This window comes from Deltaproteobacteria bacterium, from assembly GCA_016178705.1.
Classification (GTDB): domain Bacteria; phylum Desulfobacterota; class Binatia; order HRBIN30; family JACQVA1; genus JACOST01.
The window spans coordinates 136523-157660 of record JACOST010000030.1; the positions used below are offsets into that span (position 1 = coordinate 136523).

A 21138-nucleotide genomic window follows, 5' to 3' on the forward strand; every position below is an offset into this window, starting at 1 on the left:
GGGCGACGCATGCGTCGCCCCTACGGGGAGGAGACCTGGTGCCGATCGAGCCGGGGCGAGCATGGCGTTTGCCGCTCTCGCCCCCGGTGCTATCGTCGGCTCGTGCATGCGGTTCACGACGCGGTTCTCCGATTCATCGCGACCGACGGCGGCGACTTCGACGCATTGGCGCCGGCGGTCTTCGCGCACCAGTTCGAAACCATCGCGCCCTATCGGCGCTACTGCGAACGGCGCGGTGTCTCGCCGTCGTCTTTGCGTAGTTGGCGCGAGGTGCCACCGGTGCCGGTCGTGGCATTCAAGGAGACCGATCTGCACTGTGCCGAGCCCGAGCGAGTCTTCTTGACGACGGGCACGAGTCGCGGCGGCGAGAAACGCGGCCGCCACGGGCTGCCCGACCTCCGGCTGTATCGCGCGTCGGCCATCGCCGGGTTGCGCCGCTTCCTCTTCCCCGATGTCAATCGCACACCCATCGTCTCGCTGATTCCGTCGTGCGCGACAGCACCTGATTCCTCGCTATCCCAAATGATCGGATGGGCAATGGAGGAGTGCGGCGCACCCGGCAGCGCCTACGTCGCCTCGCCCGCCGGCATCGACTTCGCGGCGTGCATTGCCGCGTTGCGCGTGAGCGAACGCAGTGGCACGCCACTGTGCATCGTGACGACGACCGCCGCGCTGATTCACCTGCTCGACTATTGCACCACCCACGCGGTCACGTTTCGCTTGCCCCACGGTTGCCGTCTGATGGACACCGGCGGCACCAAGGGCACGCCGCGGCCACTCTCGCGCAAAGGCTTGCTGCAAGCGGCGTGGAACACGTTCGCGATTCCCGGCTACTTCTGCGTCAACGAGTACGGCATGGCGGAGCTGTCCTCACAGTTCTACGACAACGTCATCCGCAATCGTGTCGGTGGCCGGTTCGCGCGGCGCCAGCTGGTTGGGCCGCCGTGGACACGCGTGCGCGTGCTCGATCCCGCGACACTTGCGGAGGTGCCGCCCGGCGAGCAAGGACTGCTATGTCTATACGACCTCGCCAACGCCGGCACCGCGTTCGCCGTGTTGACGGAAGATCTCGGTCACACTGTTAGCGACGGCTTCGCGGTTGACGGCCGCATCGGCGGCGCCGAGGCCCGCGGCTGTTCGCTCAGCGCGGCCGAGTGGCAGGTCCCGGCGTAACACTATGCTCACCGCCGCTGACGTCGAGCGAATCGCCGCAGACTTGATCACGGCGCGTGAACGCATCCTGCGCCCGCGACCGACGGCGCAGGTGCTGGCCGCACTCAGCGAACTCGTCGACCGATGGCTGCAACCCGAATCGCCCTGGCGACAGCGCGCCGAAGCTGAGTTGCCCGCCGCAACCGGGTTCTCGGCAGCCATGGTACGACATGGCTTGCCGCTGATGCTCGAACCGTTACGCAGTAGCGCAATCGGTCGGCTCCTCGACGCCGAGTTGGGCTCGCGTGATCGCGCCTGCGGCCCGCCGCTGCTGCTGCATGTGCTCGCCGGCAACCTGCCGGGGTTGGCGGCGATCCCGATCGCGCTCTCGCTCGCCGTCAAATCGGCCGTGATGGTGAAGGCCGGAAGCGGCGACCGCGTGTTCCCGTCGCTGTTCATCGAGTCGCTCGCGGCCGTCGACACCGAGTTGGCGCAGTGTGCTGCGGCGCTCTACTGGCCGGGTGGCCGGCTCGATCCCGAAGCCGCGGCGTTTCGTGCGGCCAATGTGGTGGTCGCCTCGGGCAACGACGTGACCATCGCCGATATTGCGCGCCGAGTGCCGGGGCGGTTCATCGGCCACGGTCACCGCATCAGCTTCGCGGCAATCACGCGAGAAGCGTTGCGCGATGCGGAGGTTGTCGCGGCCCGACTCGCCGACGATGTCGCGCTGTGGGATCAACTCGGTTGTCTGTCGCCACAGCTCGCCTACGTGGAACGCGGCGGTGCGATCTCCGTCGAACAATTTGCCGACACCCTTGGCCGCGCGCTCGATCGACTCGCCGACGAGTTGCCGTTGCGCCAACTGAGTCGCGCCGAGCAGGCCGCCTTGCAGCGCTTCCGTCAGGAAGCCGAGTGGCGCAGTGTGCGCGGCGAGGAGGTCACGTTGTTCGCATCGCCAAGCGGTGTCAGTTGGACCGTCGTGTACGACACCGCACCCGTGTTCGTTCCGACGCCGCTCAATCGGACCGTCTGGGTGAAGCCGCTGGATGCGCTCGCGGAGCTGGCGACGATCCTCGCACCCGTACGCCCGTACCTCGAAGCGGCAGGCATCGCGGCACCGCCGAACCGCCAGGGCGATCTGGAGACGTGGCTCACCCAGACTGGCGTGCATCGCGTGTGTTCTCTCGGCCAAATGCAGCGACCGGACTTGAGCTGGCGGCAAGGCGGGCGGCCACGAGTGTCGGAATGGATCGTGAGGCCGTGATACGTGACGCGTGACATGAGATGAGCGACGAGTACGACGACCAACTGCGCGCGGCCTTTCTCCGCTACGTGTGCCAAACTTCGCCCGACCCGCTCGGCATCGTTGTCGAGCGCGCGCGTGGGGCGACGGTGTGGGACACGCATGGGCGCGCGTATCTCGATCTGCTTTCCGGCATCGGCGTGGCCAACGTCGGCCACTGCCATCCCGACGTCGTGCGCGCCGTGCAAGAGCAAGCCGCGCGCTATCTACACGTGATGGTGTACGGCGAGGCGATCGAGGCGCCGCAAGTCGAGTTGGCGCGCCGGCTCGCCACGCTCACACCCGGTGATCTCGACGTGACCTACTTCACCAACAGCGGCGCCGAAGCGGTCGAAGGCGCGCTCAAGACCGCGCGCAAGTTCACCGGCCGCACCGGCTTCGTCGCCTTTCACGGCAGCTTTCACGGCGATACCTTCGGAGCGCTCTCGGTCGGCGGCAATCCGCTCTACCGCCAGCCGTTCGAGCCGCTGCTCAGCGGCGTGCGCTTTCTCGCCTTCGATGACGAAGCGGCGTTGAGCGCCACCGACGAGTCGATTGCTGCCGTCATCGTCGAGCCGATCCAGGGCGAAGGCGGCGTGCGGATTCCGCACGATACCTTCCTCCCCGCGCTGCGCCGGCGTTGCAGCGAGGTCGGCGCGCTGCTGATCGTCGACGAAGTCATCACCGGCTTCGGCCGCACAGGACAACTGTTCGCCTGCGAGCACTGGGGCGTCATTCCCGATCTGCTCGTGCTGGCGAAGGCACTCGGCGGCGGCATGCCGCTCGGCGCATTCATCGGCCGACGCGAGATCATGGCCACGCTCTCGCGCGATCCGCCGCTGGCGCACGTGACAACCTTCGGCGGCCATCCGGTGTCCTGCGCCGCCGGCCTTGCCGCACTGAACGTGCTCACGCGCGACAATCTTTCTGAGCGCGCGGCTGTGCTCGGCGAGCAATGGCGCACGCGATTGTCGTCGCTCATCGGTGACAGACTGTGCGCCGTGCGCGGCAAGGGCCTGCTGATCGGCTTGGAATTCCGTGACGCCGAGACGACGCAACGCATCGCGCGCGTGTGTTTCGCGCGCGGCCTGATCGTGAATTGGACGTTGCACCGCGATACGGTCATTCGCCTCGCGCCGCCGTTGATCTTGACCGACGACGAATCTGAACAGGCACTAGAGCGGTTGATCGGGGCGATGGAAGCCTCGGCTAAGCAGAGCCTGTAGCCGTGATTCCTTCGCGCGACCGGCTGCGCGCAAGAGGGAACCCCTCGAGTAGCAGTCTTTCGATACGAAGCCTTCGGCTTCTACTCAAGACTGCTACTCGGGGAAGCGGGTGTTTCTCTCACCATTGGCAAACGGGTGCGATGGCAAATCCACGATCCGCGACTCCGCACTCCGCATTCCGCACTCCGCAATCCTCAATCCGCAATCGAGAGTTCTCCATTCCGCATTGCAAGCGCTCCTGCTATACGCCCGCCATGCGCGCGCTCGTGTTTGAGAACAGTCTGCCTCGGCTTGCGGTCACCCGGATGCTCGCGACACTTTCGGCGCGCGCCTATGTCGGGCCGCTAGCGCCGATGACGTTGAAGGAGATTCCCGATCCGCAATTTCCGGCGCCCGATTGGGTGACGATTCGGACCAATCTGTGCGGTTTGTGCGGCAGCGATTACAAACAGGTCTTTCTGAAGGGCCGGCTCGACAATCCGATGACCGCGCTGGTTTCCTTCCCGCAAGTGCTCGGGCACGAAGTGGTCGGTGTGATCGAGGCGGTCGGGCCGGCGGTGACGACCCGCAAGGTCGGCGAGCGGGTCGTGCTGAACCCGTGGCTGTCGTGCGCGCCGCGGGGGATCACGCCGCCGTGCGCCTGGTGCGCGCGCGGCGAGTACGCACAGTGCGAGAACTTCGCCCGCGGCACGATCGACGTTGGCATTCACACCGGCAACAGCCGGCACGCCACCGGTGGTTTCGCGCCGTTGGTGCCGGCGCACGTGTCGCAGTGCATTCCGATTCCCGACGACATTCCCGATCACGCCGCGGTGCTGGCCGATCCGTTTTCGGTCTCGCTGCACGCCATCCTGCATCAGCCGCCCGTAGACGGTGGAAGCGCGCTGGTCTACGGCTGCGGGACGCTCGGGTTGCTCGCCATCGCGATCCTGCGCGCCCTCCACCCCACCGTCCGCATCTGCGCCGTCGCGCGCTTCGACCATCAGGCGGAACTGGCGCGACAGTTTGGCGCGGAGCGCGTGTTCATGTGGCGGCCGACCACTGAGATCATCGCGGGCGTGAGCGAGTTCACTGGCGCAGAAGTGCAACCACCATGGCATGGGCAAGCGATGCTCAACGGCGGCGTTGATGTCATCTACGATTCGGTGGCGTCGGCCGAAGCGCTCGAAGTCGGCGTGCGGGTGACGCGGCCGCGCGGCAAGATCGTCGTCACCGGCGTCGAGATGCCCAAGCAGTTCGAGTGGACTCCGCTCTACTTCAAGGAACTCGCCATCGTCGGTTCCAACGCGTTTGCGATCGAGGAGTACGGCGGTCGCCGCCTCCACGCGATGGAGTGGTACTTCGAATTCATCCGCACGCGGCGCCTCGACGTCACGCCGATCATCACTCACCGCTACCAACTCAATGACTACAAGACCGCCTTCATGTCGTGTTGGGATCAGGGCAAAGCGCGCGCGGTGAAGGTGCTGTTCGAGTACGGGCGGTAGCGGTGACCGTTGCGCACTGCGCGCGCGGGGCGATCCTGAGTGTGCTGTTTGCGTTCGGGGTTGCAGCGGCGAGCGCTCCTGAAATCGAGCACTCCGGCGTACAGGGCGTCGCCGTCGTGGATGCTGGCGGTGTACCCGACAGCGCGCGCCTGCGCACTGGCGATCCGATCATCATACCGCGCATGCCGCGCGTGCCAGCGATGCACCGATCGGCGCCATTCGTCGTCGCACCGCCAGCACGCGCTGCAATCGCCGCATCACCACAACCCAAGGCGCCGCCGCTGGCGGCGAACTTTGCCGGTATTCCCTATACTGGCTTCTTTCCCCCTGATCCGATCATCGCCGCGGGACCGACACACCTGGTCGCGGTGGTGAACGGCGGCATCGCCTTGTTTGCAAAGAACGGCACCAAGACGCAACAACGCGCGCTCGATGACTTTCACAACGGCGCGCGCTCGAGCGACGGCTTCACTTACGATCCGAAGATCATCTACGACCCGCACGGCGGCCGCTTCATCGTGATCACGCTCGACGGTCAGTCGAGCCCCGACTCGTGGCTCCGTATTGCGGTCTCCAAGTCGAGTACGCCGGGGAACTTGAGCGTCGGACCGAGCGCGTCACAAGACTGGTGGGGTTATACCATCGATGCCGACAAGGACGGCGGTGTGCAGACGAACGACAACTGGGCCGACTTCCCCGGCCTCGGCGTCGATCAGTTCAACGTCTACGTCACGACCAACATGTTTTCGAACGCCGGTGACTTCGAATACGCGAAGGTGTGGGTCATCGCCAAGGCGAGCCTCTATGCGGGCAATCCGATCGCTCCGCTCGAGTTTGGCGCGCCACCCGCGGCACCCTTGGGCAACCCCGTCACCGGCTTGGCCGACTTCACCATCGCACCGGAGATCAATTTCGACGCAACCAGCGAACACATGTTGGCCACCAACGCGCTCGACTCGGACGGCAACGGTTATCTCACCCTGTGGACGGTGAACAATCCCGCCACCATGCCGACGCTTGTGAGCGTTAATCTCACGGTGACGGGATGGAACGACGCCAACGTTCCGCAATGCCCCCAAAAGGGGGGCGGCGTGCCACTCGATGACGGCGACACACGTGTGCTGCACGCGGTCGAGCGCAACGGCAGTCTGTGGGCGACACACACGCAGTCGAGCGTGGACGGGGCGCGCGCCGAAGCGCGCTGGTACGAGCTCGATCCGGCGACGCCAGCGGTGCGGCAACTCGGCACCGTCGGCGACCCGACGCGGTGCTACTTCTACCCGGCGATTCAGCCCGATGCGCACGGCAACGTCTGCCTGGTGATGAGCGGCGTCGATGGATCGATCTTCGGCTCGGCGTTCTACACCGGGCGTGCGGCCTCGGATCCGCCGGGCACGATGCAACCCGTGGGGTTTCTGCAAGCGGGCCTGTCGAACTACGTTGTCACCGCTGAAGGCAGCAACCGCTGGGGCGACTTCGGCGGCATCGCCGCCGATCCCGTCACCGACGACATCTGGATGTTCCACGAATACGCAGCGAAGACTTCGGACCAGTGGAGCACGTGGATCGGCCGCAAGCAGGCGCCTACCGGCGTGCCCACGAATGGAGTGTCTCCGACGGCAACGCCAACGATCATCGCTTCCCCCACTGCGACGGCTTCCCCCACTGCGACGGCTTCCTCCACTGCGACGGCTTCCTCCACTGCGACGGCTTCGGCCACGGCGACGGTCTCGCCTACTCGCAGCCCGAGCGTGACGCAGACGACGAGCGCGCCGCCAACACCCACGACATCGGCCACGGCCACCGTTTCACCGACTCGCAGCCCGAGCGCGACGCAGACGGCAAGCGCAACACCGACGGCCACCGCTTCGGCGACTGCGACCGTTTCGCCCACTCGCAGTCCGAGCGCAACGCCGACGCCCACCGCTTCAGCGACTGCGACCGTTTCACCCACTCGCAGCCCGAGCATAACGCGGACGACGAGCGCAACATCAACATCGACGCTTACGATCACCGCCACAATCACCATCGTCGGGATGAACACGCCCACGACGACCCCGACCGCCACCTCGTCAGCGACGATTGCCGCGAGCACGACACAAACGCCGACTGGACCGCGCGGCGACGTGAATTGCGACGGCTACGTATCGGTCGCCGATGTGGTCGCGCTGCAGCCCCTCATCCCTCCCAACGACGTCGGCCCGTGCGGACGCGGCGATGTCAACGGCGACGATGTCGTGAACGGTGTAGATACCGGTGCGGCGATTGGGAGGATCTTTGCACCGACACCATGACTGGTAGTGTCAACCCGCTACCGGGCGCCTTGCGCGCATCACGAGCAGCACGGTCGCTCCTACTAGTCCCCAGCCGAAGACGTGCCCGATGCGGGTGAAGACCGACATGATCTTCAACGGGTGGACCGAGGCGACGAGCGCGTCGGCAGTGAAGATCGGCAATTCGCCGACGACGCGGCCGAGCGGATCGATGACGCTGGTGACGCCGCTGTTATTCACGCGCAGCAGGTAGCGCCGGTTTTCGATCGCGCGCCACAGCGCGATGGCTTGATGATCGTAGGGCGCAGCCGACTCGCCGTACCACGCGTCGTTCGCCATCGCGACGAGGACCTCGGCGCCGGCTTGAGTCATGGCCCGGGGAATCGCCGTGACCAGGTCTTCAAAGCAAATCAGCGGACCGATTTGACCGACGTTCGGCACGGTGAACGTGTGGGTCTCGCGCCCGGGCGTGAAACCGCCGGTCTGCGGACTCAACCGCTTGATCGCCGGGAACAGCGACGCGAACGGGATGTATTCGCCGAACGGCATCAGGATCTGCTTGTCGTAGCGATTGAGCAGGGCGCCGGAGCGATCGATGAGGAAGGCGCTGTTGTACTCGTCGGCTTCGCGCGGGCCGGTTCGGTGATACGCCAACCCTCCGTAGATGAGCTGCGTCGTCAACCCGGGAAACGGAAGGTCGCTGTCTGCCAATGACGTTGTTTCTGTCGGCAGCCATTCTTGCACCACGGTTTCCGGCCAGATCGCGAGCGCGACGCGATCCTGCAGCGACGCGGTGAGCTGACGGTAGCGCTCGACGTTGATCTCGAAGTAGGCCTGACTCTTCTTCTCCTTGATGCCGACGTTGCCCTGCACCAACGCGATCGACACCGGCGGCACCGCCCGCATCGTCGTTTCCACGCTGGCGATGCGAGCCAGCCCGTAAACATACACGCTTGCGATCACGACACCGACGGTGGCCAGCGAAGCGATTCGTCGCCGGCTTGTCGTCACCAGTTGCGCGACGGCGGCGCTGGCCCACACCACCACCAGGCTCAGTCCGAACGGGCCGGTGAGATCGCCGATCTGAATCAACGGGACGACGAGGTTTTGCGTGTGCGCCATCCGCCACGGGAACAAATTGGGGTAGAGAAATTCGATGCTGGTCCACAGCATCGCCGGCGCCAGCGCGAGCGGACCCCAACCGGTGCGCGTGAAGGCGAGGCCGAAGAGCACGAACTGCAGCGACGAGGCCGCCGCGAGAACGGCGAAGACGAGCACGGCGATCGCGTACGGGAAGCCACCGAACACTCTGATCGTATAGATCAGCCAATAGAAGCCGATGACGTTGGTGACCATGCCGGCGATCGCGGCGATGATGATTGTCTCGCGTCGGTCGCGTGCACGGCTGAGCGCCCACAGCAGCGGTGCGAACGCGATCCACGCGAACAGATGCAGATGGAAATTGAGAAACGTCGCGCCAATGAGGGCGCCGGTTGTCGCCGCGGCGACCGCGTGCGGCCAGGCGACCGCCCAGCGCAAGGGAATCGCCGCACCAATAGCGGTCGGTACCGCGAGCGCGTCAGTGCGCGGCGGCCGAGTGCGTGAGCGGCTCATCGAGCCCATTGAGCGCAACGAGCGCAACAAGCGATGGACTCGTCGATCGACGAGTCAATGAGCCAATGACTCACGCGCCGATCAACGATTCTTGAGGTTGAAGGCTTGCGGGCCCTTCTCGCCCTGCTTGACCTGGAATTCGACCGAATCACCTTCACGCAGATCGTCGAAGTTCACCTTCGGCGCCAGCCGCGAGCGATGGAAGAACACCTCATCGCCGTCGTCGGGAGTGATGAATCCGAAGCCCTTGTCCTTGATGATTTTCTTGATGGTCCCGAACATGATGCCTCCTCACTTGTGTCGCGGTGATCAGCCGCGTGCCTCGGACAGATCGGACCGATCAGACTGATTGGATTGCCTCAGCGCCCCGCCGGAGCGCCTGCCGATCGGCCGCCACGGCCGTTGCGGGCGCGACGACGATCCGGCCCCGCCGGCGCGTGCGCCGTCGGTCGCGGCACGTGCCGCCGCGGATCGTGCGATGGCGGCACCGGCTTGACCAACATGTCGTCCTCGACATGCGCGAACGGAATCTTGAATCCGGTGAAATGCTCGATCGGCTCGAGCGCCATCACGTATTCCTCGCACGCCAAACTGATTGCCTTGCCCGACGCACCCGCGCGCGCGGTGCGGCCGACGCGGTGAACGTAATCTTCGGGGTCCTGCGGCAGGTCGTAATTGATGACGTGGCTGACCGCCTCGATATGCAGCCCGCGCGAGGCGACATCGGTGGCGACCAGGATCGGCAGGGCGCCGCTCTTGAAGTCGTGCACCAACTTCAGCCGGACACGCTGATCGACATCGCCGCTGAGAATGCGCGCGTTGTGCCCGTTGTCGGCGAGCCGGCGCGCCAGCCACTCACCCTCGCGCTTGGTGTTGATGAAGATCATCGTCCGCGTTGGTTGCTCACGTTGGAGGAGGCCGAGCAGCAACGGCAGCTTCTCGCGTTTGCCGACGTGATAGAGCATGTGCTCGACGTTTTCCGCAGTGAGCTGCTCGGGCGAGATCGAAACCTTCACCGGATCGTTCATGTGCTCGTAGGCGAGCTCCATGACGTCGAAGCTCAGCGTCGCTGAGAAGAGCATGGATTGCCGCTTGTTGTATGGCGGCAGGCGGCGCAGCATGTAACGCAGATCGGCGATGAAGCCCATATCGAACATACGATCGGCTTCGTCGATCACCAGCACCTCGACGTTGCGAAGCGTGTAGACGTGCTGCTTGAAGTAGTCGATCAAGCGGCCGGGGGTGCCGACCAAGATGTCGCAGCCATCGCGCAGGATCTCGCGCTGCTTCTGGTAGTCGACGCCGCCGTAGACCGCGTGCATGCTCAACCCGGTGAAGGCACCGAGCCCTTCCGCGTCGTGGAGGATTTGCACAACCAGTTCGCGGGTCGGCGCGATGATCAGTGCGCGCGGCGCGTTGCCGGGGTTCTGCTCCTCGTGCCCCCCCTCGTCGTGCGATCCTTCACCCCGATGGCGACGACGCTTGAGCAGTCGCGCAAAGATGGTGATCAGGAACGCGGCGGTCTTACCCGTGCCGGTCTGCGCCTGGCCGGCAACATCCTTTCCGGCGAGCGCGAGGGGCAGGGTTTTCTCCTGAATCGGAGTGCAAGTGGTAAAGCCAATAGCGTCGATCCCTTGCAGGACCGGCGCAGGCAGGTGCAGCGAATGAAAATCCACAGGTTCCTTTGCTGACGCGCGGAGGGCCTTCAGGCCGGAGCGTTCTGGTTCACGTTGCGGTGGAGTCTACCCGGATAGGCCCGCTGGCACAAGCGAACCGGGGGCACCCGAAGGGCTACGGATTAGCCGGCCTTCGCCATCGCTTCCAGGAGTTCGTCGGCGCTGGTGTAGCCGACCATGCGGCCGACTTCATTGCCGAGGGCGTCGAACACCAACACGGTGGGCACGCCACGCACCTGAAACTGTTCGAGCAGCTTGGTGGCGGGCTCGCTCTCCTCGGTGATGTCGGCCTTGACCATCTCGAAGCGGGTTGCGGCGCGCACGACTTTGGGATCGATGAAGGTCGTGCGCAACATCTCGACGCACGGGATGCACCAGTCGGCGCCAAAGTCGACGACCGCAGGCCGGCCGGCACTGCGCGCGGCATCGACGGTGGTCGGAGTTAGCTCGCGCCATTGAATGGCACTCTCGACCGGTTGCGGCCATCCGAGCCACAGAGCCAACGCGATCGCTCCGACGCCTACCGCTTGCTTGAGTGGACGGAACACCCGCAAGCTGCGCCCCGATGAATCGAGGAAGCCAAGGTAGATTCCGGCGATCGCAATCACTGCCGGCAAGAGCAGATCGCGTACCGGCCGTGGCAGCAGCGGCGCGATGAAGTAGGCCGCCATGGCCAAGAGGATGCAACCGAACAGACGCTCGATCCACACCAACCATTCGCCCGAGCGCGGCAACTGCGTGAGTGAGCTGGCCGCCATCGCCAACACGACGTACGGCAACCCCATGCCGCAGGCGAGAGCGAAGAACAGCGCGAAGCCAAGCAGCGGATCTTGCCGTGTGCCGACTGCGACCAACAACGCCAGCACCAGCGGACCAACACAGGGCGCCGCGACGATGCCCATCGTCACGCCCATGAACGCGGCGCCCGCCGCGCCTTGCGTGCTGCCGCCGGCCCATTGCATCAACGCGGCCGGCGGCTGCAATTGATAGAGTCCAAACGAACTCAACGCGAGCGCGACCATCACGCCCGCGATGAACACCATCACCGCCGGCTTTTGCAGCGCCGCGCCGAAGAGCCCGCCGGACAGCGCGGCGGCGACACCGAGCGCCGAGAACGACATTGCGATGCCGAGCACGTAGATGCACGCCAACGCCAGTTTGCGCCCGCTACGCCCCTGCGCGTGAGTGCCGAAGTACGCCACCGTCACCGAGATCAACGGATACACACACGGAGTCAGGTTGAGTCCGATCCCCAGCAGCGTCACCGCGAGCAGAGTGAAGGCGAGACCACGTTGCGCGAGCCACTGCTCGACGGACCAACCTCCCGTCGCGACGAGCGGCCGCGCGGCGCTGGCGCTCGGGTTTGCAACAACTTCGGCGCTAACCGGCAGCAGCAACTCCGCAGTCGCGGTCGTGGGCGGCAGACACGTCGTGTCGTTGCACGCTTGGTAGCGCAGGGTCGCTTGGACCCGAACCCGGGAGCCGGGAAACTCGGCAGGGATGTGCAATCCCGTGCCGAGGCCGAGCTTGCCCTCGTAGACCAGCAGCTCCTTGCCTTGCGCGAAGGTGAACACCTTGCGATCAGGTTTGGGATATTGCAACGGCTCGGCGGTGATACCGGGTGGAAGCACCAACGACGCTTCGGTTACGATGAGAAATGGTTCGGTCGGTTGGTGCGCGTTGATGTGCCAGCCGCGCTCGATGTCGGCGATGACATCGACCGGCAGCAGGCCGCCGCGCGGCGCAATTGACCCGCTGGCCTCAAGACTCAGCGTCACTTTGCCCACGGCCGCAGCCGCCCCGCGCGCAACGAATAGGTTGACGACGAGACCGACGCTGAACGGACCCAGCGCGAGGAGAACGAATCGCTTCAGCATAGGCGGCTTGCGCATCACGCACGGCTTGCGCATCACGCGACGCCTCGATAACACTCGCGCGCCCGTCATCGTTCCCAGGAGGTTCGAAGCTTGATGTCGATCCAATTCATGCTGTTGATGTCCGCGCTGTTGGTGCTACTGCAGAGCGCGCCGGCGTTCGCGGAAGAGGGCGAGTGGCGCGGCATTCAGTCATTTGGCATCCGCGGATTGTACGGCCAGTCCGACCGCGACAACATCACCTTCAACTCGTTGTTGCCGCGGGTCAGTCTTTTCCTGCCTCCCGTGATCGATCAGCCGCTGGCGGACTGGCATTGCCAGGCTGAGTTCGTGATCGAACCGATCTTTTCGTACATCAAAAACCACCCCGACGCGGTAGAGGCCGGCATCAATCCGATCTTTTTCTCCCTGCGCTACGACGTCGGCCAGCGCTTGGTCCCCTTCTTCGAAGGCGGTGAAGGCGTGCTCTACACGGACCTCAGCGGCGAAAACCTGGGTGGGGATTTTCAGTTCAGCTCGCAAGCGGGCGGCGGGGTCCATTGGTTTCTCGACCGCACGACGGCGTTGACGGTCTCGTACCGGATTCGGCACATCTCGAACGCTGGGATCAGTCAACAGAACAGCGGGCTCAACACCAACTCGGTTACCTTTGGGCTATCGTTCTTTCCGAAACGTTAACCCCGCCGCTTAGCGGATTGGGGCGACTTTGCGCGTGGGGGCCGACCGGCGGCTCGCCGGTTTCGCCCGCGTCGCCGGCTTCGAAGCGGACGCCGACAAGCTCAACGGCACGCACTCGATGATCTCCAGCCCGTACCCGGGCAGACTGACCATGCGGCGCGGATAGTTGGTGAGCAACCGAATCTTGCCCACGCCGATGTCGCGCAGAATTTGTGCGCCGATGCCGTATTCGCGGAACTCCATCTGGCGCCCGGCCGGATCGGTGCTGGGCCGCCGGACGTCCTCACGGGCGGGCCGCCGGCCGGCGTCGGAACTCGGCGCCAGCAACTCCGCGCCGCGTCCCTCGCGCCGCAGATACAGGATCACACCGCGCCCTTCCTTGGCGATGACCTCCATCGACTGGTGCACCAGCGCGGCGGTGTTACGGTTCACCAAGCTGAATACGTCGCCCGGCAGATACTCGGAGTGCGCGCGCACCAAAACCGGCTCGTCGGGCCGAATGTCACCCTTCACCAAGACGAGATGCTCTCCGTCGTCGACGTCGGTGCGGTAGACGTAGGTGCGAAACTCGCCGCCGAAGCGGCTGCGCAACCGCGCCTCGGCAACGCGGTGAACCAACGAGTCGCAACGCAACCGGTACTCGATCAGATCGGCAATCGTGCACAACTTGATGTTGTGCGTCGCACCGAACCTCGCGAGGTCCTGCAGCCGCGCCATCGTGCCATCCTCTTTCATGATCTCGCAGATCACGCCCGCCGGTTTGAGCCCGGCGAGGCGGGCGAGGTCGACCACGCCTTCAGTTTGTCCGGTGCGCACCAACACGCCGCCGTTGCGCGCGCGCAGCGGGAAGACGTGACCAGGCACGACGAGATCTTCCGGCCGCACGCCGTCGCGCACCGCCGTCTGAATCGTGATCGCGCGATCGACCGCCGACACGCCATTGGTGATTCCGCGCCGCGCGTCGATCGAAACCGTAAAGGCGGTGCCGAGCGGTGCGCGGTTTTCGGCGACCATCATGCTCAAGCCCAGTTCGCGAATGCGCGCTTCAGTGAGCGCGAGGCAGATCAGGCCCCGCGCATACTTAGCCATGAAGTTGATGGCATCCGGCGTGACCTTGTCGGCGGCGAGACAGACATCGCCTTCGTTCTCGCGATTCTCGTCGTCCATCAGGATCACCATCTTGCCGGCGCGCAAGTCAGCAATGGCGTCGTCGATAGGGCTGATGCGGGGCGTACGCTTGGGCGGTTGGAGAACCGAAGTGAACATAGGCGCGGACAACCTTAGCGTGGGGCCGGGGGTATCGCAAAGTGGGGTGCGCCGCGTCGACTGTGTCGGCGAATCGGTCGGCACTCAAGAATTAGGTCGATCGCTTGACTAGGTCGCGTGCTCAAGTTATCCCTGCGCCTCCCGGTCGGAGGAAAACCATGAGCGAGGTCGCCCCGGAACTGTTGGTCGATGCCGCGATCGTCTCGGAGGTGCGTGACGTCTATCCGATGTTCGCCGCCATGCGGCGCAGCCAAGGTGTGGCGCGCGTCGAGTTGCCGATGCGCGCCGTGTACATCGTGCTGCGTTACGACGATGTCTCGGCCGTATTGCGCGACCCGGAGACGTTCTCGTCGCGGATCATGCGGCAAGTGATGGGCCCCGTCATGGGCCGCACGATTCTGGAAATGGATGGTCACGATCACACGCGCTACCGCGGCCTGGTGCAGCATGCGTTTCGTCCGAAGGCGATCGAGCGCTATGCCACCGAACTGGTCGAACCCGTGGTGCAAGAGCTACTCGACGGGATCGTACGCGGGGGCGGCAAGGCCGAACTCGTTAGCCAGCTCACCACCAACTATCCGCTCACCATCATCGCCCGCATGTTGGGAATCCCGATCCGCGACTACGCCCAGTTCCAGAAATGGTCGCTCGACTTGATCGGCTACAAGGCCAACCAGCCTGAACCCGGGCTGTCGGCTTCGCGCGCGCTGAAGGACTACCTGCGGCCGATCGTCGAGCAGCGCAAGCTTGATCCCAAAGACGACCTAATCAGCGAGCTGCTGGCGGCGCGTGTTGATGATCATCGGCTCACCGACGATGACATCTTCGGCTTCTTGTTGCTGCTCTTGCCCGCCGGCGCGGAGACCACCTTCCGGCTCCTCGGCAACATGCTGTCGGCGCTCCTCTCGCATCCCGATCAACTCGACGAGGTGCGCCGCGACCCCGAGCAACTCACGTGGGCGCTCGAGGAGACCCTACGTTGGGAACCGCCGCTGCTCGGCACCGCGCGCGAGACTACGCGAGCGGTGACACTGCGGGGCGTGGAGATTCCGGAACGCTCCATGGTGTCGGCGATGGTCGGCCCGGCCAATCGCGACGAGGAGCACTATCCGGACCCGGATCGTTTCGACATCCACCGGCATGCTGACGATCATCTCTCATTCGGTCTCGGCAAGCACTTCTGCCTCGGCTATCATCTGGCGCGTTTGGAAGTGCTCACTGCCATGCGCGCGGTGCTCGATCGTCTGCCCAACGTGCGACTCGATCCCGCGCAGGAGTCCTACATTCAGGGCGTGAGCTTCCGCTCCCCCAATCGCCTACCGGTATTGTTCGACGCGTGAGCGCTGCATTTACTTCGGACAATCGTTGAGGCTGTTGTTCACGCCTTGCACGATCTCCTCGATGGTCACGTCATTCATGTGATCCGCGTCTGCCGCTGGACAGAGATTGAGATCGGCAGTGCCGAGCCCGATATTCACGGCGCGGATCAACTCGTCGACGGTCACCGCCCCGTCGTGGTCGCAATCGCAGACACACAACGGCGGCGTGTTCGTCAGGGTGGGGCTCGCGCTCGCCGTTGGACTTGTCGTCCAGGTTGGTGTGGCGCTCGCCGTGAGTGAGGGAGTTGAGCTGGCCGTCGCAGTGTCGGCGGCGCTAGGGCTGGGCGTCGCGGTCGCGGTAACCGTCGGACTGGCAGTAGGAGTCGCGGTGTGACTCCCGGTCGGAGTCGACGTGCGACTTTGCGTGATCGTCGGCGTGCTGCTCGGCGTTGCGCTCGACGTCACGGTGCTGGTTCGTGTCGGCGTGGGGGTGATAGTGTGCGTTGGCGTTCGCGTGCGAGTGGCTGAAGGTGTCCGCGTCGCCGCGTCGACAATGATCGCGCCGTCGACCGTCGTCAGATCGGGAATCGAGTCCCCCGACGCCGCGCTGGCGACCGCCGCGCGCGCGATCAACGGGTACACACCGCCGAGTGCCGTCGTCCGGGCGGTAAAGGTACAGGTGTACAGCGGACCGTCGGGAATCACGTCGGCGTTGGTGAATGACAGCACGATCGCGCGCAGCGATGTACGTCCGAGATTGTCTGTCACCAGGTTTTTCCGGAGGTTCTTTCCGGTGGCCGGATTGACCACGCAATCGTCGGTGCTCAGAACAAAGGCGTCCGTATCGAAGCGGATGTCGTTCTGAACCGCGGTGACCTCGGTACCGTGGCGCTGCAGGCTGACCACGATCTGGGCCGCGGCACCGGGAGAAGCGACGTCGCTACCAATGATGATTTCTGGTCCCGCCTCGGGGGTCGGCGTTGGTGGTGGCGTGACGTTCCCGGTCAGGTTCAGCAAGACGGAGACCGCATTGCTCGTCTGATTGGCGGTGACGACATCGAGGTAGCCATCGAAGTTGAAATCCGCAACCGCCAACGCCACCGGCGCCCCGCCCACGCTGAACGTCTGAGCCGGAGCGAAGGTTCCAGTATTGGCGCCGCGCAGGATGCTCAGCGCGCCGCCACCTTGGTCGGCGGTCGCGGCGTCAGGCAGGCCATCATTGTTGAAGTCACCGATCGCCACGGCGCGCGGTGTGGCGCCAACGATGAACTGCACCGGAGGATTAAACGTGCCGTCACCGTTGCCCGACAGCACCACCAGGCGATTGTCGGTGCGCCCAGTGACGAGCAGATCGGCGAAACCGTCGTCGTTCACGTCGGCCGCGGCAATCGCCGACGGGGCAGCGACCGCTCCAATGTTGCCGAAGGCATGGAAGCCGTCGCTCGAGTTCAAGAAGACCGCCGCCGTGCCCGGGGTGGTCCGTGCCGCGACCAGATCCGGGTTGCTGTCGCCATTGAGGTCGCCGGTACTGATCGCCACGACGTCCTGGACGAAGAACAATTGCTGCCCCACCGTGAACGTCCCGTCACCATTGCCAGTGAACAACTCGATGCGACTCGCGCCCGCGTTGACCACGGCGATGTCGAGGGTCGCATCGTTGTCGAACGCACCCAGCGTGAGCGCCACTGGCGCCGGCTTCGCGCCACTCAGAGTGAGCGTTGCGGACGGGGAGAAAATGAATCCCTGCCCCGTCGCGACAAAGACGGCCACAGTGCCCGCTGTCAGGTTCGCGATCACCAGATCATCGAGTCCGTCATCGTTCAAGTCGCCCGCGGCGATCGCCGCCGGACCGGCCCCCGCCGTCAGCGTTGCGACGACTGGGCTGAACGTTCCATCAACGGAGCCCGCCAAGATCGAGACCGTGCCGGCGCTGCTGTTGGCGGTTGCGAGGTCGCGCACTCCGTCGCCGTCGAAATCGCCGACCGCAACCCCCTTCGGGCTCATGCCGGTGGGGTACGACACGGGCGGCGCAAAGCTCACCGGCACTCCGCCTCGGGCGTTGGATACTGGCAGCAGAAGGGTAAGGACAGCCACAGCCAGGTGGCACGAGACAGCAGCGGACAAACGCATAGACGGACCAAACACTCAGCTCCCGCGTTCTCCGGCGACGCGGGTGAAGAACCTTGGATTGCAGCCGTAGACTTGCCGGAAACTGGATACATGTGTCAAGGCGAAATCTGCGGAACACCGTTCGGCGTGCCGTCTCTTCCGCCGACGCCTAACACCATGTGCCGCTGGAGACACGCGATCGCAAGAGCAGGCAATCACGGCGCGGGCCGTTTGTGCGATCGCCGTCGGCCCACGCTGGGCGCTCACCACTCGATCGGGTCGGGAAATCGGCGCTTGATCAGCGCCTCGTACTCTGGCAGCCGTGACTCCAACACGACGTGGGGGTTCTTCGTGTACAGGTCGTGCACGGCGAAGACCTTCATGTGGCTCTCGCGGCGGCGCAGGTCATCGGCGTCGAAGAGATGGAGGTAGTCGCCGGCGATCGATTGAAAGCTGTGGTAGCGGATCGTCCACGCGAAGTCCGGCGGCAAGCAGTCCTTCACGACCTGGTACGTGTACTCGTCGTGGCCGTAGCTGAAGACAACGCGATCCAGGCCGCAGCTTTCGTCGTAAATGCCGTTCTGGGTTTGATAGTCAGGGTTGCTCCAATCGGTATTCTGCTTGAGCAGCTCGTAGCGGATGATCTTCGGCGAGTAGCGGCAGCCGACTGGAAAAATGTCGCCAACCACGAATTCCTGCGCTTCGCCATATTCGAGCATGATCTTGCCGAGGTCGTGCACCAGACCAGTGATGATCCAGTCGTCGCCCAGGCCGGCATCGGCGAGTGAGTTCGCTGTCTGCAGCGCGTGACCAAGCTGGCTCATGCCTTCGAGGTCGGCATCGGACTCGTCGTTGACTTCGCGCAAAGACATCAGCCGATCCCACACCGTCGCCCTGCCCAAACGGCGTGCGCCGTACTTGGTGCGCAGCGCGATCACCTTCGCCATCGTCTGATCGCGATGGTTGCGGAGGTAGAGGTTGTCGAGATCGCTGTGGAAAGAATCGTTCACCAAGGGGCGCGCGGATTGCGTGTGTTCCATGAACCGCATCTTACCCAGCCAGGGTCGACTGGTTCAAGTGTTCGGGGGGCGGATTGAGAGACAGAAACCATCGCCGTGCAGCCAACACGACGCGTCGGCTTCGTGGACGTCGCGGCGGAGCGAGCGGATCGCGTCGGCCTCGGTCATCCGCGCAAACGCCGCAGCGAGTCGCTGGTCAGCGTCGGTGTCGACCGCACCGATGCACGGGAAGATCATCGCCGACGAGACGATTCGCGCCGCATAGCCGATCTCGCCGCGTGTCACCTTGAGCACCACGCCGCCGCCGCGTACACCCGATTCGCTCGCGTCCGACGGCCAGCGCACCAGCGGTACGATCAGCCGCCCGCCGCTGCGCAAGCGATCGAGCCACAGCGCGCGCGGATGCGTGGCGCCCGCGTTGATGAGCATCGCGTCGGCCATTCCGGAATCGTGGGTACAGCCATCGCCGTGAATCACGCTGACCTGCGGCACGTCGGCGAGGTTGGCGCGGGCGCGCGCCGCCAGGTCGGCATCGTACTCGATCGCGATGACGTGACCGGCCGCACCGACCGTTTGCGCGAGCACCGCGGTGTAGTAACCGGTACCGCAGCCGACATGAACGACGTGCTCGCCGCCGTGCAGATCGAGCGCGTCGATCAACATCGCGACGAAGCTCGGCTGGCCATTGTTGAGCAAGCGCTCACGGTCGATCGCAATCGGTGCATCGCAGTACACGCGCCGCGCATCGGCATCGGGCGTGGTCGCATACTGCCACGACAGCATCTCCCACACCGCCCACGGACCCGGAGGGAGGAAGTCCTCGCGCGCCACCGTCGCGAGCGCCTGCACCAGCGCGGGCGAGCGCAGGTTGCCCTGTTGCGCAATCGCTGCGGCGAAACGCGCACGGGTCGCGGCGATCTCACTCATTCGGCTTCCCGCTCGCCGCGCTGATCGACTCGCGTGGCGCTTGCTGCACGCGCTGGGTTGCGTTCAGTCCACCGAATACCCGCACCAAGTGTCCATCGGGATCGTGCACCTCGGCGTAGCGTTCGCGCCGATAGGGATCGACGCGGACCTCGACGCGCATACCACCGCCGCGCAGCGCGGAGACCGCGCGATCGAGGTCATCCGCACGGAACTCGAGGCGGATGTCGCCGACCTGCGGCCGCTGCGTTGCACTGCCGGTCCAGTGCAGCGCGACATTGGCTGAGCCGGCTGCGAGCAGCGAGAGCCACTTCCCTTCATCGACGACGCGCAAGCCCAACCCGTCACGATAGAATGCCAGTGCCGCCTGCATGTCGCGCACGTACACGGTCGGATGGGCCAGCTCGATCGCCAGCTGGCTCTGCGCCGCGATCAGGCCTTCGTACAGTCTCGGGAGTAATGCGGCGACCCGATCGGGGTCCGGACTCAGGCGAGACAGCACGTCGCGCACGCGACGCACTGCAGCCGTGAACGGTTCGATCTCTTCCGTCACCGGTCCGCCGTCGAGCATGGCGGCCAATTGTTCCGCGCGTTCGTCGTCACCCTTCATCGTCAACTCCCATGAGACGGCGCGCCTTGGCGATGGCGCGATAGACGCGCATCTTCGCCGCCGACAACGCGATGCCCTGCAGTTCGGCGATCTCGTCGAACGAGCAGCCGACGACAAAGCGCAGCACTAACGCCTCGGCGGTTGGCGCATCGAGTTTTCCCAGCACGCGGCGGGCATCGAGGCACGCCTCGTCGAGCCCGTTGCGTGTACTCGCGCTCTCGCCCTCGATCACCTGTGCCCGCACCGCTCGTTTGCGGACGTTCGACACGTTGCGATTGCGGGCAATCGCGAACAGCCACGCCAGCAACGGCCGTCCGTCCCAGCGATAGCGTGGCAGCGCGGCCAAGGCTTCGGTGAACACGTCCATGGCGAGATCCTCGGCCTCGCCCGGATCGCCGGTGCGAAGGATGCAGGAGCGAAAGATTGCGCCGTAGTAACGTGAGAAGATGAAGCTGAAGGCCGCGGGGTTCGCCTGCGCCGCGGTGATCAACTGACGGTCTTCGCGTGAGTCAATCGCCATCTACCGCGTATATCGCGCCGCCGCGGCGAAAAGTCACACCGGGCGATTGTGGATTGTGGATTTGGGATTGCGGATTGTCGGAGCGGACAATTCAATCCGCAATCGACGA

17 protein-coding genes are annotated in these 21138 nt (G+C 65.0%); 7 read left to right on the plus strand and 10 right to left on the minus strand.

All coding sequences use genetic code 11. The features are described 5' to 3' along the window. The first annotated feature begins 102 nt into the window (after positions 1-102). The 5 genes from HYR72_21605 to HYR72_21625 all read left to right on the plus strand — a co-directional run bounded on the left by HYR72_21605 (position 103) and on the right by HYR72_21625 (position 7441). Positions 103-1173, plus strand: coding sequence for a CoF synthetase (locus tag HYR72_21605; protein ID MBI1817581.1), 1071 nt, complete (start codon positions 103-105; stop codon positions 1171-1173). A gap of 4 nt (positions 1174-1177) precedes the next feature. Next, the gene (locus HYR72_21610) at positions 1178-2416 is read left to right on the plus strand and encodes a hypothetical protein (GenBank protein MBI1817582.1); all 1239 of its coding nucleotides are present in this window, start codon (positions 1178-1180) and stop codon (positions 2414-2416) included. A 20-nt stretch (positions 2417-2436) separates the two neighbouring features. Beyond that, entirely contained in the window at positions 2437-3660 is a 1224-nt protein-coding gene (locus HYR72_21615) for an aspartate aminotransferase family protein (GenBank protein ID MBI1817583.1), read from the plus strand. A gap of 353 nt (positions 3661-4013) precedes the next feature. Next, the gene (locus tag HYR72_21620) at positions 4014-5147 is read left to right on the plus strand and encodes an alcohol dehydrogenase catalytic domain-containing protein (protein ID MBI1817584.1); all 1134 of its coding nucleotides are present in this window, start codon (positions 4014-4016) and stop codon (positions 5145-5147) included. Positions 5148-5149: 2 nt separating this feature from the next. Beyond that, complete coding sequence (locus HYR72_21625; protein MBI1817585.1) at positions 5150-7441, plus strand: hypothetical protein; 2292 nt, start codon at positions 5150-5152, stop codon at positions 7439-7441. A 9-nt stretch (positions 7442-7450) separates the two neighbouring features. Here the strand turns inward: HYR72_21625 and lnt are convergent, their stop codons facing one another. From lnt to HYR72_21645, 4 genes are all read right to left on the minus strand, one after another. Next, positions 7451-9034, minus strand: a complete 1584-nt coding sequence (gene lnt / locus HYR72_21630) for an apolipoprotein N-acyltransferase (GenBank protein ID MBI1817586.1) — start codon at positions 9032-9034, stop codon at positions 7451-7453. An 81-nt stretch (positions 9035-9115) separates the two neighbouring features. Continuing rightward, on the minus strand, positions 9116-9316 hold the full coding sequence (locus tag HYR72_21635; protein MBI1817587.1) for a cold shock domain-containing protein: 201 nt from the start codon (positions 9314-9316) through the stop codon (positions 9116-9118). A 77-nt stretch (positions 9317-9393) separates the two neighbouring features. After that, on the minus strand, positions 9394-10710 hold the full coding sequence (locus tag HYR72_21640; protein MBI1817588.1) for a DEAD/DEAH box helicase: 1317 nt from the start codon (positions 10708-10710) through the stop codon (positions 9394-9396). A gap of 122 nt (positions 10711-10832) precedes the next feature. Then, the gene (locus HYR72_21645) at positions 10833-12620 is read right to left on the minus strand and encodes a thioredoxin family protein (GenBank protein MBI1817589.1); all 1788 of its coding nucleotides are present in this window, start codon (positions 12618-12620) and stop codon (positions 10833-10835) included. 60 nt (positions 12621-12680) lie between these two features. Here HYR72_21645 and HYR72_21650 point away from each other — a divergent pair, with 60 nt between their 5' ends. Further along, positions 12681-13262, plus strand: coding sequence for an acyloxyacyl hydrolase (locus HYR72_21650; GenBank protein ID MBI1817590.1), 582 nt, complete (start codon positions 12681-12683; stop codon positions 13260-13262). Between the two features lie 9 nt (positions 13263-13271). Here HYR72_21650 and ribB read toward each other — a convergent pair whose 3' ends face one another. Next, entirely contained in the window at positions 13272-14528 is a 1257-nt protein-coding gene (gene ribB, locus HYR72_21655) for a 3,4-dihydroxy-2-butanone-4-phosphate synthase (protein MBI1817591.1), read from the minus strand. Positions 14529-14686: 158 nt separating this feature from the next. Between ribB and HYR72_21660 the strand changes: the two genes are divergently transcribed. Then, positions 14687-15868 carry a cytochrome P450 gene (locus HYR72_21660; GenBank protein ID MBI1817592.1) on the plus strand — a complete coding sequence of 394 codons (1182 nt, stop codon included), beginning with the start codon at positions 14687-14689 and terminating at the stop codon, positions 15866-15868. Between the two features lie 9 nt (positions 15869-15877). Here the strand turns inward: HYR72_21660 and HYR72_21665 are convergent, their stop codons facing one another. The 5 genes from HYR72_21665 to HYR72_21685 form a co-directional block, all read right to left on the minus strand. Next, a complete protein-coding gene (locus HYR72_21665) occupies positions 15878-17887 on the minus strand; it encodes a VCBS repeat-containing protein (GenBank protein ID MBI1817593.1) in 2010 nt (669 codons plus the stop codon). Positions 17888-18219: 332 nt separating this feature from the next. After that, positions 18220-18996 carry an inositol oxygenase gene (locus HYR72_21670; protein MBI1817594.1) on the minus strand — a complete coding sequence of 259 codons (777 nt, stop codon included), beginning with the start codon at positions 18994-18996 and terminating at the stop codon, positions 18220-18222. Positions 18997-19029: 33 nt separating this feature from the next. Then, positions 19030-19902 (minus strand): methyltransferase domain-containing protein, encoded by an 873-nt coding sequence (locus tag HYR72_21675; GenBank protein MBI1817595.1) that lies wholly within the window; start codon positions 19900-19902, stop codon positions 19030-19032. Next, positions 19895-20509, minus strand: a complete 615-nt coding sequence (locus tag HYR72_21680; GenBank protein MBI1817596.1) for a VOC family protein — start codon at positions 20507-20509, stop codon at positions 19895-19897. The genes HYR72_21675 and HYR72_21680 overlap by 8 nt, the downstream gene beginning before the upstream one ends. Continuing rightward, positions 20499-21029, minus strand: a complete 531-nt coding sequence (locus HYR72_21685) for an RNA polymerase sigma factor (GenBank protein MBI1817597.1) — start codon at positions 21027-21029, stop codon at positions 20499-20501. Before HYR72_21685 ends, HYR72_21680 begins: the two co-directional genes overlap by 11 nt. Positions 21030-21138: the final 109 nt, after the last annotated feature.

Coding starts and splice junctions, on each gene's coding strand:
- lnt (MBI1817586.1), bottom strand. CDS start 9,034: ATGAGCCGCTCACGCACTCGGCCGCCGCGCACTGACGCGCTCGCGGTA.
- HYR72_21680 (MBI1817596.1), bottom strand. CDS start 20,509: ATGAAGGGTGACGACGAACGCGCGGAACAATTGGCCGCCATGCTCGAC.
- HYR72_21620 (MBI1817584.1), top strand. CDS start 4,014: ATGACGTTGAAGGAGATTCCCGATCCGCAATTTCCGGCGCCCGATTGG.
- HYR72_21645 (MBI1817589.1), bottom strand. CDS start 12,620: ATGCGCAAGCCGTGCGTGATGCGCAAGCCGCCTATGCTGAAGCGATTC.
- HYR72_21615 (MBI1817583.1), top strand. CDS start 2,437: ATGAGCGACGAGTACGACGACCAACTGCGCGCGGCCTTTCTCCGCTAC.
- HYR72_21610 (MBI1817582.1), top strand. CDS start 1,178: ATGCTCACCGCCGCTGACGTCGAGCGAATCGCCGCAGACTTGATCACG.
- HYR72_21670 (MBI1817594.1), bottom strand. CDS start 18,996: ATGGAACACACGCAATCCGCGCGCCCCTTGGTGAACGATTCTTTCCAC.
- HYR72_21660 (MBI1817592.1), top strand. CDS start 14,687: ATGAGCGAGGTCGCCCCGGAACTGTTGGTCGATGCCGCGATCGTCTCG.
- HYR72_21675 (MBI1817595.1), bottom strand. CDS start 19,902: ATGAGTGAGATCGCCGCGACCCGTGCGCGTTTCGCCGCAGCGATTGCG.
- HYR72_21650 (MBI1817590.1), top strand. CDS start 12,681: ATGTCGATCCAATTCATGCTGTTGATGTCCGCGCTGTTGGTGCTACTG.
- HYR72_21635 (MBI1817587.1), bottom strand. CDS start 9,316: ATGTTCGGGACCATCAAGAAAATCATCAAGGACAAGGGCTTCGGATTC.
- ribB (MBI1817591.1), bottom strand. CDS start 14,528: ATGTTCACTTCGGTTCTCCAACCGCCCAAGCGTACGCCCCGCATCAGC.
- HYR72_21685 (MBI1817597.1), bottom strand. CDS start 21,029: ATGGCGATTGACTCACGCGAAGACCGTCAGTTGATCACCGCGGCGCAG.